Source organism: Aeromonas sp. 62-46 (assembly GCF_001898585.1).
Classification (GTDB): Bacteria; Pseudomonadota; Gammaproteobacteria; order Enterobacterales; family Aeromonadaceae; genus Aeromonas; species Aeromonas caviae.
In genome coordinates, this window is record NZ_MKUI01000058.1 from 605,103 (window position 1) to 618,297 (window position 13,195).

The 13,195-nt window shown below is 64.0% G+C and carries 13 protein-coding genes and 1 tRNA gene; 11 read left to right on the forward strand and 3 right to left on the reverse strand.

Going from position 1 to position 13,195, the window contains the following annotated elements; genetic code table 11:
* Positions 1–161 precede the first annotated feature (161 nt).
* From gabT to BGO64_RS20535, 4 genes are all read left to right on the forward strand, one after another.
* Positions 162–1,451, forward strand: a complete 1,290-nt coding sequence (gene gabT, locus BGO64_RS20520; protein WP_286701284.1) for a 4-aminobutyrate--2-oxoglutarate transaminase — start codon at positions 162–164, stop codon at positions 1,449–1,451.
* Between the two features lie 233 nt (positions 1,452–1,684).
* Positions 1,685–1,822, forward strand: coding sequence for a hypothetical protein (locus BGO64_RS20525; protein ID WP_164882979.1), 138 nt, complete (start codon positions 1,685–1,687; stop codon positions 1,820–1,822).
* A complete protein-coding gene (locus tag BGO64_RS20530; RefSeq protein ID WP_041214747.1) occupies positions 1,822–3,165 on the forward strand; it encodes an APC family permease in 1,344 nt (447 codons plus the stop codon). The genes BGO64_RS20525 and BGO64_RS20530 overlap by 1 nt, the downstream gene beginning before the upstream one ends.
* 470 nt (positions 3,166–3,635) lie before the next feature.
* The gene (locus BGO64_RS20535) at positions 3,636–4,979 is read left to right on the forward strand and encodes an APC family permease (RefSeq protein WP_039039328.1); all 1,344 of its coding nucleotides are present in this window, start codon (positions 3,636–3,638) and stop codon (positions 4,977–4,979) included.
* Between the two features lie 75 nt (positions 4,980–5,054).
* On the opposite strand, the gene BGO64_RS20540 is transcribed toward BGO64_RS20535, so the two are convergent.
* On the reverse strand, positions 5,055–5,447 hold the full coding sequence (locus tag BGO64_RS20540; protein WP_029314009.1) for a hypothetical protein: 393 nt from the start codon (positions 5,445–5,447) through the stop codon (positions 5,055–5,057).
* A 251-nt stretch (positions 5,448–5,698) separates the two neighbouring features.
* On the opposite strand from BGO64_RS20540, the gene BGO64_RS20545 reads away from it, so the two are divergent.
* The 6 genes from BGO64_RS20545 to BGO64_RS20570 all read left to right on the forward strand — a co-directional run bounded on the left by BGO64_RS20545 (position 5,699) and on the right by BGO64_RS20570 (position 12,131).
* A complete protein-coding gene (locus BGO64_RS20545) occupies positions 5,699–6,853 on the forward strand; it encodes a Na/Pi symporter (protein ID WP_042881131.1) in 1,155 nt (384 codons plus the stop codon).
* 137 nt (positions 6,854–6,990) lie between these two features.
* Positions 6,991–7,461, forward strand: coding sequence for a BamJ family beta-barrel-assembly machinery protein (bamJ, locus tag BGO64_RS20550; protein ID WP_010673545.1), 471 nt, complete (start codon positions 6,991–6,993; stop codon positions 7,459–7,461).
* A 298-nt stretch (positions 7,462–7,759) separates the two neighbouring features.
* A complete protein-coding gene (locus BGO64_RS20555) occupies positions 7,760–8,527 on the forward strand; it encodes a DODA-type extradiol aromatic ring-opening family dioxygenase (RefSeq protein ID WP_286701285.1) in 768 nt (255 codons plus the stop codon).
* A 142-nt stretch (positions 8,528–8,669) separates the two neighbouring features.
* Positions 8,670–10,028: a transporter substrate-binding domain-containing protein gene (locus BGO64_RS20560; RefSeq protein WP_286701286.1), complete on the forward strand. Its 1,359-nt coding sequence runs from the start codon at positions 8,670–8,672 to the stop codon at positions 10,026–10,028.
* An 11-nt stretch (positions 10,029–10,039) separates the two neighbouring features.
* Positions 10,040–10,951, forward strand: coding sequence for an ATP-binding protein (locus BGO64_RS20565; RefSeq protein ID WP_286701287.1), 912 nt, complete (start codon positions 10,040–10,042; stop codon positions 10,949–10,951).
* A gap of 217 nt (positions 10,952–11,168) precedes the next feature.
* Positions 11,169–12,131: an IS1595 family transposase gene (locus tag BGO64_RS20570; protein ID WP_244060821.1), complete on the forward strand. Its 963-nt coding sequence runs from the start codon at positions 11,169–11,171 to the stop codon at positions 12,129–12,131.
* Positions 12,132–12,234: 103 nt separating this feature from the next.
* Here BGO64_RS20570 and BGO64_RS20575 read toward each other — a convergent pair whose 3' ends face one another.
* A complete protein-coding gene (locus BGO64_RS20575) occupies positions 12,235–12,435 on the reverse strand; it encodes a YbfA family protein (RefSeq protein WP_010673543.1) in 201 nt (66 codons plus the stop codon).
* Positions 12,436–12,649: 214 nt separating this feature from the next.
* Here BGO64_RS20575 and BGO64_RS20580 point away from each other — a divergent pair, with 214 nt between their 5' ends.
* The gene (locus tag BGO64_RS20580) at positions 12,650–12,937 is read left to right on the forward strand and encodes a hypothetical protein (protein WP_286701288.1); all 288 of its coding nucleotides are present in this window, start codon (positions 12,650–12,652) and stop codon (positions 12,935–12,937) included.
* 63 nt (positions 12,938–13,000) lie between these two features.
* Here BGO64_RS20580 and BGO64_RS20585 read toward each other — a convergent pair.
* Positions 13,001–13,074 (reverse strand) — tRNA-Cys (locus BGO64_RS20585).
* Between the last annotated feature and the right edge of the window lie 121 nt (positions 13,075–13,195).

Below are 13,195 nucleotides of genomic sequence, written 5' to 3' on the forward strand. Positions count from 1 at the left end.
AAGAGGGGGTCGCCGGTCACGACCGAGCGCCTTGTGGGCCCTGAGGGCACGCCCGGGGCCCCCTTTTGCGAACAGGCCGCCCTGCCCGAAGGCAGTTGGCGGCACACATATGGCCAGATGGCACAGGAACAGCGGGGGCCCATGCCCCTCAGGGAGGAAAGATGAGTCATTCAAGCAACAACCAGCAGTGGCAGGCCCGCCGCGAAGCGGCCGTGGTCCAGGGGGTCGGCACCCTGCTGCCGGTCTTCATCGACCGGGCGCACAACGCCGAGCTGTGGGACGTGGAGGGCAACCGCTACATCGACTTTGCCTCCGGCATCGCCGTGCTCAACACCGGCCACAACCACCCCAAGGTGGTGGCGGCGGTGCGCGAGCAGCTCGAGAAGTTCAGCCACACCTGCTTCCAGGTCACCCCCTACTCCGGCTATATCGAGCTGGCGGAGAAGCTCAACGCCCTGGTGCCCGGCCCCACCCCCAAGCGCACCCTCTTCCTCTCCACCGGCGCCGAGGCGGTGGAGAACGCCATCAAGATCGCCCGCGCCCACACCGGTCGCAGCGGCACCATCGCCTTCAAGGGGGGCTTCCACGGCCGCACCATGATGGGCATGGCCCTCACCGGCAAGGTGGTGCCCTACAAGACCGGCTTCGGCCCCTTCCCGGGGGAGGTCTATCACCTCCCCTTCCCCGCCGATTACCTGGGTGTGAGTGAAGACGATGCCCTGGCCGCGCTGGATCTCTGCTTCAGCGCCGACATCGAACCCACCCGGGTGGCCGCCATCATCATCGAGCCGGTGCAGGGGGAAGGGGGCTTCTACCCCGCCTCCGCCAGCTTCATGCAGCGCCTGCGCCAGGTGTGCGACCAGCACGGCATCCTGCTCATCTGCGACGAGATCCAGACCGGTTTCTGTCGCACCGGCAAGACCTTCGCCACCGAATACAGCGGTGTCGAACCCGACATCATGACCCTCGCCAAGAGCCTGGCCGGCGGCTTCCCGCTCTCTGCCGTGGTGGGCAAGAGCGAGGTGATGAATGCCGCCAAGCCCGGTGGCCTGGGGGGCACCTATGCGGGCTCCCCCATCGCCTGCGCCGCCGCCCTGGCGGTGCTGGAGGTGATCGAGGAGGAGCGCCTGAACCAGAAGGCCCTGGCCCAGGGGGAGCAGATCAAGGCACGCCTGCACCAGCTGGCGACACGGTTTGACTGCATCGGCAACATCCGTGGCCCCGGCGCCATGGTGGCCATGGAGCTGGTGAAGGAGGGAGATGCCGCCAGACCGGACCCGGATCTCACCAAGCGGCTGGTGGCCGAGGCGGGCAAGCGGGGGCTGGTGCTGCTGGCCTGCGGCGTGCGTGGCAACGTGATCCGTTTCCTCGCCCCCCTGACCGCCCCGGTGGCCATCATCGACGAGGGACTCGACCTGCTGGAGCAGGCCCTGTCCGCCTCCCTGGCCTGATCCGGAAGACCGCGTTCGCCCACGTGCAAAAAAATGCGTTTTTGCTCCCTTGATATGCTTGTCAAGGGGGCATCACGAATGCACAATGCGCCGCCGTATTCAAGGACCGTCCGCTCATCGGAGCCCGGTTCTTTTTTTGCGCCAAACAAATCCATAACGAGGCCGGAACAGACCGGAAATGATAACGAGGTGGCACGCCATCTCACGACACCCGCTTCTTAGTGAGGAACTCCATGGGGCATATCATCGCTTTCCTGCCGGCCCGCGCCGGTCTGCGCCATCCGTCCGCATCCCGGACTGGCGCCCCCACCGTGCAGGATGACCTCACCGTCAGCCTGATCCCGTCAGCCAGCCTGCGGGGGATCGCCTGATGCACCCGCACCCCGCCGGTCTGAAAAAAAGCCTGAAACTCTGGCACGTGGTCATTATGGGGCTGGCCTATCTCACCCCCATGGCGGTGTTCGACACCTTCGGCATCGTCACCGAGATCACCGAAGGCCATGTGCCGACCGCCTACCTGCTCGCCCTCATCGGCATGCTGTTCACCGCCATGAGCTACGGCCACCTGGTGCGCAAGTTCCCCTCGGCAGGCTCCGCCTACACCTATGCCCAGAAGGTGTTCCACCCCTATGTGGGCTTCATGGTGGGTTGGGTCTCCCTGCTCGACTACATGTTCATGCCCATGATCAACATGCTGCTGGCCAAGATCTACATGGAGGCCCTCTTCCCCGGCGTGGCCCCCTGGACCTACATCCTGGCCCTGGCCGCCGTCATGACCTTCCTGAACCTGCGGGGCATCAAGCTGGTGGCGAACTTCAACAGCCTGATCGTCATCATGCAGTTCAGCATCATCGCCGTCTTCATCGGCCTCATCGCCTGGGGCGTGAGCCACGGCGAGGGGCTCGGCACGGTGGCGAGCAGCCGTCCCTTCTTCTCCGAGCAGATGCACATCAATCCCCTGCTGACCGGCGCCTCCATCCTCTGCCTGTCGTTCCTCGGGTTTGACGCCATCACCACCCTGTCGGAGGAGACCCCGAACGCGGATCGGGTGATCCCCCGCGCCATCGTGCTCACCGCCCTCATCGGCGGCGTGCTCTTCATCTCGGTCTCTTACTTCCTGCAGCTCTTCTTCCCGGACATCTCCCGCTTCCAGCAGCCGGATGCGGTGCTGCCGGAGATCGCCCTCTATGTGGGTGGCAAGCTGTTCCAGGCGGTGGTGCTGGTCTGCACCACGGTGGCGGTGCTCGCCTCGGGGCTCGCCTCCCACGCCGGGGTGTCGCGCCTGCTCTACGTGATGGGCCGGGATCGCGCCCTGCCGAGCCGCGTCTTCGGCTACATCCACCCCACCTGGCAGACCCCGGCTCTCAACGTGCTGCTGGTGGGCATGCTGGCCCTCTCGGCGGTGGCCTTCGATCTGGAGATGGCGCTGGCGCTCATCAACTTCGGCGCCCTGGTGGCCTTCACCTTCGTCAACCTGGCGGTGATTGCCCACTTCTATCTCAGGCTGGGTCACAACAAGACCCTGAAGGATCACCTGCTGTTCCTCGCCCTGCCCCTGTGCGGCGCCGCCTGCATCGGGGTGCTCTGGCTCAACCTGGAGCCCGCCTCCTTCGAGCTGGGGCTGATCTGGGCCGCCCTCGGCGCCATCTACCTGCTGCTGCGCCTCACCGTGTTCCGGGTCCGCCTCGGCCGCCCCGAGCAGGACGCCTCCTGAGCGAAACCGGCGCCCCCAGGGCGCCGGTTTCGCATGGTCGCAAAGCAGGACCCCGTCTGATGACAAGGTTGTCATCGACTTTCCGGCAGCGGTGGCGAAGTGATCGCTCACGGGGGGAACAAATTCCCCGCTGGCGGCCTTTTTCGCTTGTCTCCTCCCCCCCCTGAGGGCACAATACGGCGCCCCTTGAGAGCCGATGTTTCAACAACATCGGTTCTTTGCTTTTCTGGGGCACACCACCATTCACCAAGAGGCCGGCCATGTGCCGGAATTGATACCCAGATTGCCAAGCAATCTCCCGACGTTGTGAGGAAAAACATGGGGCATTTCACTGCTTTCCTGCCGGTCCCCGCCGGCGTGCGCCACGCATCTGTGCCACAGATGGGCGCCCCCTGTGTCCAGCGACGCGTTCCCGCGTCCCTGATCCCGTCCCATCTCGCCCACGGGGCCTGTGCAGAGGAGAAAGCGTGATGGCCGGTGCCAAGCTGCTCAAGACCCTCACCCTGTTCCAGGTCGTGGTGATGGGTCTGGCTTACCTCACGCCCATGGCGGTATTCGATACCTTCGCCATCGTCGGTGACATCACGGATGGTCGCGTGGCCACCGCCTACCTGCTGGCGCTCGGCGGCATCCTGCTGACCGCGTTCAGCTACGGCCACCTGGTGCGCCGCTTCCCGTCCGCAGGCTCCGCCTACACCTATGCCCAGAAGGTGTTCCACCCCTATGTGGGCTTCATGGTGGGCTGGTCTTCCCTGCTGGACTACATGTTCATGCCGATGATCAACATTCTGCTGGCCAAGATCTACCTGACCGCCATGTTCCCCACCGTGGAGCCCTGGATCTTCATCTTCGGTCTGGTGACCGTGATGACCTTCCTGAACCTGCGCGGCATCAAGCTGGTGGCGAACCTCAACGGCTTCATCGTCTTCATCCAGATCGCCATCATCGTCACCTTCCTCGGCCTCATCGCCTGGGGCCTGAGTCACGGTGAAGGGGCCGGCACCCTGATGAGCAGCCGTCCGTTCCATGTGGAGTCTGCCAGCATGCTGCCGCTGTTCACCGGCGCCACCATCCTCTGCTTCTCGTTCCTGGGCTTCGACGGCCTGAGCTCTCTCTCCGAAGAGACCCCGAATGCCGGCAAGGTGATCCCCCGTGCCATCGTGCTGACGGCCCTCATCGGCGGCATCATCTTCGTCACCGTCTCCTACAGCCTGCAGCTGTTCTTCCCGGATCTGGCCCGCTTCAAGGAGCCGGACGCCGTGCTGCCGGAGATCGCCCTCTACGTGGGTGGCACCCTGTTCCAGAGCGTGGTGCTGGTGTGCACCACCGCGGCCGTGCTCGCCTCCGGCATGGCGGCCCACGCCGGCGTGTCGCGCATCCTCTACGTGATGGGGCGCGATCGCATGATCCCGGAGCGGGTGTTCGGCTATATCCACCCCACCTGGCGCACCCCGGCCATCAACGTGCTGCTGGTGGGGGCCCTGGCCCTCTCCGCGGTCTCCTTCGATCTGGACATGGCCCTGGCCCTGGTGAACTTCGGCGCCCTGGTGGCCTTCACCTTCGTCAACCTCTCGGTGATCGGCCAGTTCTGGGTGCGCGAGAAGCGCAACAAGAGCCTCAAGGAACACCTGCTGTTCCTGGTGCTGCCGCTGCTGGGGGCCGCCACCATCGGCGCCCTCTGGATCAACCTGGAGCAGAGCTCCCTGGAGCTTGGCCTCATCTGGGCGGGGATCGGGGTCACCTACCTCTTCCTGCGCCTCGCCGTGTTCCGCATCCCCTTCCGTCAGTACGAGGAAGCGGCCGACGGCCAGTAAGGCGGCACACACGCCCAAACAGAAGGGGAGCCCATGGCTCCCCTTCTTGCATTCAGACGTCCGGTGCGCGGACCCTCACCCCTGATTGAGCACGGCCGTGGCGGCCGCCTTGACCGGATCCCTGGTCACGGCGTTGACATCCTTGCGGGTCTGGTTGACCTTGTCCTGCGCCTGCTTCACACCGGCACTCTGCTTGTTCAGGGCCGCATTGGTGTGCTGCCTGGTCTCTTTCAGTCCCGCCGTCTTCTTGTCCAGCACGTCCGTGGTGTGTTTCTTCACCTCGGCATTGGCCTTCTCCTTCTGCTTGCGCACCAGCTTGTCGGCATCGCAGTTGCCCTTGACCCCCAGGGTGGCGTTCATCGCCTCGTTCCTGACCGCCTTGTCGAGGTTGCACTCGGACTTGAACACGCTGGCCTGCGCACCGGCAGACAGCAGACCCAGGGAGAGGCACAAAACCCATGCACGCATCATCACTTCCTCAGTTTCAAGACAGGAAAGTCCGGCAGCATATAACCCTGGGATCCCAGTGCAAGGGCGGGGGCCGGTGATGAGCCGGATGGCGTCATATCGGCGTTTGCTCCGACACCTTTTGTCTGCGACGCCCCCTGCCGCCCTGTCACCAAAGCATCATAAAAGTGTCACGTTGTCATATTTCTGTCATGGAGCCTTGTTGTAATGCGCCCGTCCATTTTCAACGCAGAACGACCCCAAGAGGCCATATGCACAGCACCGCATCTTCCGCACCCCAGCAGATCCGTCGTCCCGGCCCCCTGTTCAACTGGCTCGCGGTGATCACGCTGATCTACCTGATCCTGGTCGCCGTTGGCGCCGTCTCCCACGGCTTCAAGGGCTTCTCCGGCGGCGCCGAGGGCGCGGCCCAGATCTTCGCCTTCGCCAACAACCCCTTCGTCGCGCTGCTGCTCGGCATCCTGGCCACCGCCCTGGTGCAATCCTCCAGCACCGTCACCTCGGTGATCGTCGGTCTGGTGGCAGGGGGCCTGCCCATGGCCATGGCCATCCCCATGGTGATGGGGGCCAACCTCGGCACCACCATCACCAACACCATCGTCTCCCTGGGGCACATCCGGGACCGAGGCGAGTTTCGCCGCGCCTTCGCCGCCGCCACCGTGCACGACTTCTTCAACCTGCTGGCGGTCTTCATCTTCCTGCCCCTGGAGCTGATGTTCGGTCTGCTGCAAAAGAGTGCGGAAGGGATTGCCAGCCTGCTGCTGGGCTCCGCCGACATGTCGATGAAGGGGATGGATTTCATGAAGCCCCTCATCTCCCCGTCCCTGGATCTCATCGACGGTGCCGTCGCCTTCCTGCCGGGCAAGGGGGGCGCCATCGCCACCATTCTCATCGGGATTCTGCTCATCCTGTTCTGCGTCACCGCCCTTGGCAAGGTGCTGCAACAGGTCATGGTGGGCCGTGCCAAGGAGCTGCTGCACAAGGCCCTGGGCCGTGGCCCGCTCACCGGCATCGCCTCCGGCACCCTGGTCACCGTGATGGTGCAGTCCTCCTCCACCACCACCAGCCTGATGATCCCCCTGGCGGGAGGCGGCGTGTTCAGCACCCGCCAGCTCTACCCCTTCACCCTGGGGGCCAACATCGGCACCACCATCACCGCCCTGCTGGCCGCCACCGCCATCAGCGGTGCCGGTGCCCAGCTCGCCCTGACCATCGCCCTGGTCCACGTGCTGTTCAACCTCTTCGCCGTGGTGCTCATCTACGGGGTGCCCTTCCTGCGGGAGCTGCCCATCAAGGCCGCCGAAGCCCTGGCCCGGGTCGGCAGCGAGAACAAGCTGCTGGCGCTGGGTTACGTGGCCGGGCTCTTCTTCGCCCTGCCCGCCCTGATGATGGTGGCCGTCAAGTAAATCCGAACCGGGGGCATCATGCCCCCGGTGCCTTGCCCGTCCGGTCACATCCTCCGGCATCCCCCCTCGCCCTCCCTCCCCGGCTGGGATAAGATGCCCCTTCATTGCACTCTGATTTCAAGGAACAGGAAAAACCGATGAAATTCATTCTGATAGCCCTTCTTATCGCCGGCGCCGCCTACTACTTCTACTCCAGCAGCAACAACCGGAAGCTGGCGGAAGAGAACGTGCGCAAGGGGGCCGAGTTCCTCGCCAGCAACCAGGAAAAACCCCTGGTGACCACCACCGCCTCCGGCCTGCAGTACGAAGTGCTGACCCCGGGCACCGGTACCGTTCACCCCACCGCCACCAGCAAGGTGAAGGTGCACTACGAGGGCAAGCTGCTGGACGGCACCGTGTTCGACAGCTCCGTCGCCCGTGGCGAACCCATCGAGTTCGGCCTCAACCAGGTGATCAAGGGCTGGACCGAAGGGGTGCAACTGATGGTGGAAGGGGAGAAGACCCGCTTCTACATCCCCGCCAACCTGGCCTATGGCGATCGCGCCGCCGGCAAGATCCCGCCGGGCTCAGTCCTCATCTTCGACGTGGAGCTGCTGGGCATTCAATAAACCCGCTAGGGGCCTGCGTTGATCTTGGAGGCGGCGCTGCGGGGCATCCCCTCAGAGGCCACGTCCGACGGACCCTGATCACAACGCCGGCGCACTGCGCCGGCGTTGTCGTTTCTGCCCCGGTCTCCCTCGCCCTGATGCCAGACTATCAACCAAAAGTGAAGAGTGCTTATCCTTAAAGCCTGATTGTTAACCCATCAATAGGGGCAGATAATGACCACATCGTCAGCGGCATGTCGCCCTGGCCTCGGGTTGTCGGTGCGCCGCGCGCATCGGCACAACGCATATGGAGTCTGTCATGTCTATCGCCCCTGTCTGGTTCATCTCCCACGGCGCCCCGGATCTGGTCCTGCGCGATCAGCCCGCGACCCGGTTCCTGAAGCAACTGCGCCTCGAGGGTGCCAGAGGGCTGGTGGTGATCTCGGCCCACTGGTTCAGCCGAAGCGAGCTGCAGATCAACGTCGAGCCCAGCCCGGCCCTGATGTACGACTTCTACGGCTTCCCCGAGCCCCTCTACCAGATCCGCTGGCCCGCGACGAGCCCGCAATGGTTGCAGGAAGCGGTGAGCGATCAGCTGCTGCTGGCCGGCCTGCCCACCACCCCGGTGCGCCGCGAGCTGGATCACGGGGTCTGGTCCCCCCTCTCCCTGATGGATCCGGACAGTGAACTCCCCCTGGTGCAGATCGCCATCCCGGCCAGCTTCACCCCGGCCCAGCTGTGGCAACTGGGGGAGGCATTGCAGGGGCTGCGCGAGCAAGGGATCGGCATCCTCGCCTCCGGCGCCATCACCCACAACCTGCGTGCCCTCGGGCCGGACGGCTCGCCGGTTCCCCAGTGGGCCAGTCAGTTTGCCCGCTGGCTGGAGCAGACCATGGCAGAGGGAGACAGGGGGGCGCTGGAAGATTACCGGGCCCGGGCGCCGGGCGCGGTGGAATCCCATCCCCACGACGATCACCTGCGCCCCCTGTTTGTGGCGCTCGGCGCGGCGGGGGCCGACAGACCCCGAAAGCTGCACGACAGCTGGGATTACGGCAGCCTCTACATGGGGGCCTACCAGTTCGGTTGAGGGCGGGCGGCCAGGCCGCCCTGCTTGACGTGCTCTCGCCGACGCGCGTGGAGAAATAGCGGACTCGTTATAGCCATTTTCCGGTAGAATGGCCGCCATTGGATGAGGCTTGGCAGGGATGGCTGTCGCGTCGGGTGGCTAGATGAACCTATATCGAACACTGATCCTGCTCTGTCTGCTCTGCCTTCAACCTGTGCAGGCCCTGACCCTGCACAGCCGCTACGATCCCGCCCCGCTGCCTCCCCGCTGGTCGGAGGCGGAGCTCGGATGGCTGCGCCAGCAGTCCCAACTGCGGGTCGGCATCCTGCAAGAGGACTACCGCCCCTTCACCATGATCGCTCGCCAGCGCGTCGAGGGGCTCAGTGCCGACTACATCGACCTGCTGGCCCGGATGCTGGACAAACCCGTTGCCCTGAGCGCCTTCCCCGACAAGGCGCACCTGCTCCGTGCCCTGGCACGGGGGGAGATACACCTCGCCAGCCTCGGCAATCTCACCCTGGCGGACAGTGACACCCGGGCCATCCGCCTGAGCAACCCCTATTTCAGCAGCCCCCTCGTCTTCTCCGTGCCCAGACGTTATCGGGGGGCACTGCTCACACCGGGACAGCGGGTGGCCGCCGTCCGGGATCAGATAGACAGGGCGCGCTTTGGCCGCTACTACCCCACCCTCACCCTGGTGACCTATCCCTCCAACATGGAGGCGTTCGATGCGGTCTTCTTCGGCCGCGACGACATCCTGCTGGGGGATGCCCACGCCACCCACTACCTCAACAGCGAGCGCTTCGACAACCTTCGCCAGCGGGGCGAGGCCCCGCCCGATCTGGCGCCTGCCGAGTTCCGCTTTGCCGTCCCGGCCACCGAGCCCGCCCTGCTCAGCCTGGTCAACCGGGGGCTGGCGGCCATCGACGACCGGGCGCGCAATACCCTCTTCACCCAGTGGAACGGGCCCATCCGCGACATGAGCGAGCGAAGCGCCGATCTCTATGATGCCGCCGAGCGGGCCTGGATGCGGCAAGCGCCCCCCATCAGGGTGTGGCTGATGGACAACCTCTACCCCTATGGCGCCCTGGATCATGACGGCCAGCTGGTCGGCATGACGGTGGACATGCTGGACAAGATCCGCACACGCACCGGCCTCACCTTCGAGTTCGTGCGGGCAGACTCCGAGCGTCAACTGGCAAAAGCCATGCAGTCAGGCGCCATCGACCTCATCGGCGCCATCTCCCAGCAGGTGGCTGAACACTACGGGCTGCGCACCTCGGTGCCCTACGCCACCGACAACATCTATGTGATCCTCACCCGCCAGGAGGAACAAGGGATCGACACCCTCCGGCGTCTGGCGGGCAAGACGGTGGCGATGACGCACCATGTGCCCCTCGCACAGAGACTGGAGGGCAGCCGCATCACCCAGGTGGAGAGTGCCGCAGAAGCGATGGAGGTGCTCGCTCCGCCAACGGCCTGCTGGATCTGCTGGGGGACAGCCTGGATATCGCCTCCATAGAGGCGGGCCAGATGACCCTGACTCCCACCCCCTGCGATCTCGCTCCCCTGCTCTCGTCCGTCACCCGGGTCTTTGCGGGCATGGCCGAGCAGAAGGGGCTGCTCTATGAGGTCAGGCTGCCCGACACCCCCATGCCAAGGGTGCTGATCGATCCCCTTCGCCTGCGCCAGATCCTCTTCAATCTCATCGGCAACGCCATCAAGTTCACCGAGCAGGGCCGGGTCGCCATTACCGCCACCCTGACCGGGGGCGAGCAGCCTCCTGTGCTGCACCTCACCATCACCGACACCGGAGCCGGCATTCCCGCGGACAAGCTGCCCCGGCTCTTCACCCCCTTCTATCGCGCCCACGGCCAGGGCCAGTTCCCCGGCAGCGGGCTGGGCCTCAACATCGCCCGCATCCTGTGCCAGATGATGGGGGGGGAGATAGCCGTTCACAGCCAGGTCGGCGAAGGCACCCGGCTCGAGATAAGGCTGCCCCTCACGCTCGCTCAGCAACCCCCCGCCCCGATCACGGCAATGCCGGCGCCCCAGCCCCACCAGGCTCAACCCCTCCCCCATCGGCTGCATATCCTGGTGGTCGATGACAATCACGCCAACCAGATCCTGCTGCGCCAGCAGCTCAAGCACCTGGGACACGACGTCAGTGTGCGCAGCAATGGCCTGGAGGCCCTGCGCGCCCTCGCCAGCCACCCCTTCGATCTGGTCATCACCGACTGCCAGATGCCGGTGATGGACGGCTTCGAGCTGACCCGCAGCCTGCGTGCCCTTGGCCATGACCTGCCCGTCTGGGGCTTCACCGCCCATGCCCAGCCTCGCGAGCGGGAGCTTTGCCTCGCCGCCGGCATGAACGACTGCCTGTTCAAGCCCATCGGCCTCGCCCGTCTGCGCGCGGCGCTGGCCACCCTGGGGCCAGCGCCCTGAGTACCGCCAGTCCCTCCTCCCGTCATGTCGCACGGGCGCAACTGAGAATGTGGCTGAGAGTGCGGCATAAAGGGTCGCCCACAGGGACAAGAGACAACGTGGACCGGCCATGGATACAAGGCCGGTGGCGGTTCGAGCCCCATAAAAAAAGGCGCTGTCCCAATTATGTGTTGGAAGGCTAATCTGGAAGTAGGTCATCACCGCGAGGACCTTCATCATGGATACGCCAGCCTTCCAACACCTGTTGTCCCTCTTTCCATTACTTACTCTGCGTCAGCGCCGTGTCGCTCAGCATGAGCTCGCCGCTCCACACCCGATTACGTCCCTCCATGCCCAGTTACCCACATGCTGCGGCTGTCCCCACTGCCAGGCGGATGCCACCCAGCTGGCCCCCTGGGGCTGGAGCCGTGGGCTGCGTCGTTACCGTTGTAAGCAGTGTCGGCGAACCAGCTCCCTCCTCACCAAGACGCCTTTGGCCAGATTACGTAAGGCTGAGCATTGGGAGGACTACGCCCAGGCTCTCATCGACGGGCTCACTGTCCGCCAGGCCGCCGTCCGCTGCGGTGTTTGCAAGAACACCGCCTTCTTGTGGCGTCACCGCTTCCTGAAGGCGATGGCAAACCACCAGGCAACATGGGAAGAAGGCATTGTGGAAGTGGATGAAACCTTCTTCCTCGAATCGTTCAAGGGGCAGCGAGGGTTGCCTCGTCCGGCAAGACATCGTGGCGGGAAAGGGCGTACCCGGGGGACCGGGCGGGATTACATCCCGGTGATGGTGGTGCAGGACAGGGCGGGCCATCAAGCCGACTTTCAGCTGGAAAGGCTGGATGCGCAGACGGTGAAAGCGGTGTTGCAGCCACTCATCGCGCCCGATGCAGTGCTCTGCAGTGATGGTGCAGGGGTGTATGCCAGTTTCAGCCAAGCTCGGGGCATAACACATCAGGTGGTGTACAACCGTCGAGGTGAGCGAGTCATTGGGGCATACCACATCCAGCATGTGAACGGATATCACCGGCGGTTGAAGGAGTGGATGGAACGATTCCATGGAGTCGCAACCCACTACCTGAGGAATTATCTGGGCTGGCGCAGGATGCTGGAACGTTACGGCAGGGAGGTAAATACCAAGATGTGTTTGCATGAGGCGCTAGGGCACCCGATGCAACACGTAATTGGGACATAGCCTAAAAAAACCGACACCAGGGTGTCGGTTTTTTTATATCGGGAGGTGCGCCCTGCCTGTCACGCCAGTCTGGCGCCGGGTGAAACGGGCGTCACGGGGAGGATCAGTAGAAGATCCGCTCCCCTCGCTCGCTCATCTTGAGCCAGACCGGCTTGGTGCTGGTCTTGCTCCAGATGCGGTGCAGGTAGCTGTAGAAACGGGCGCGATCCCGGCGAAACAGCATCACCGGGAAGGCGAGCAGACCCGCCATCAGGACGAAGATGCGGCGAAGGATTATCTGAGTCAGGGAGAAGGGATGAAACATGATGTAACGCCTCACTGGTAAGACCACTGAACAAAGATTACGCCAATCATTGTAGGATTACTACACCGACAGCGCCATTTTTTGATAAAAAATGGGTCTAAAAGCCTAAAAATGAAACCGGGTTACATTCTTTAACTAAAAAACAACAAAGGTGGCAAAACGCGGCCCCTGTTCCAGAGTTAACGAGGACTGGACCAGAACGGGAGAACACAGGATGAAACTTGTGGATGCAGTGCTGCTGGGGGCATTGGGCGTGCTCGCCTGGAGCCAGTGGCAGGAGTGGCGGCTCAATCGTGACGATGCCATCGACATCCCCTATCACGGGGTCCCCACCGCCAGCCTGTGGCAATGCGGTTTGCTGATAAAGGAGATGGCCGCGCTGGCAGAACAGGGGGGCGAAGAGAGGTCCGGATCCAGGGGCGAGGCATTGGCCGAGATGGATCTACATCTGCACAAAACGTGGCAACGGGAAGGTTGTTCACGGCTGACTGACATGCAATGAAGCATCATCCTGGGCCGCCAGGGCGGATGGACAACGTCAGGGATATGGAAAACAGGGAGAAAATGGAGGCACGTTCCGGAGTCGAACCGGACTAAACGGATTTGCAATCCGCTGCATAACCGCTTTGCTAACGCGCCATGCTGACAAGGCATTGCCTTGAGAGTGATGTCCATGGTTGGTGCCATGGAATATTGGAGCGGGAAACGAGACTCGAACTCGCGACCCCGACCTTGGCAAGGTCGTGCTCTACCAACTGAG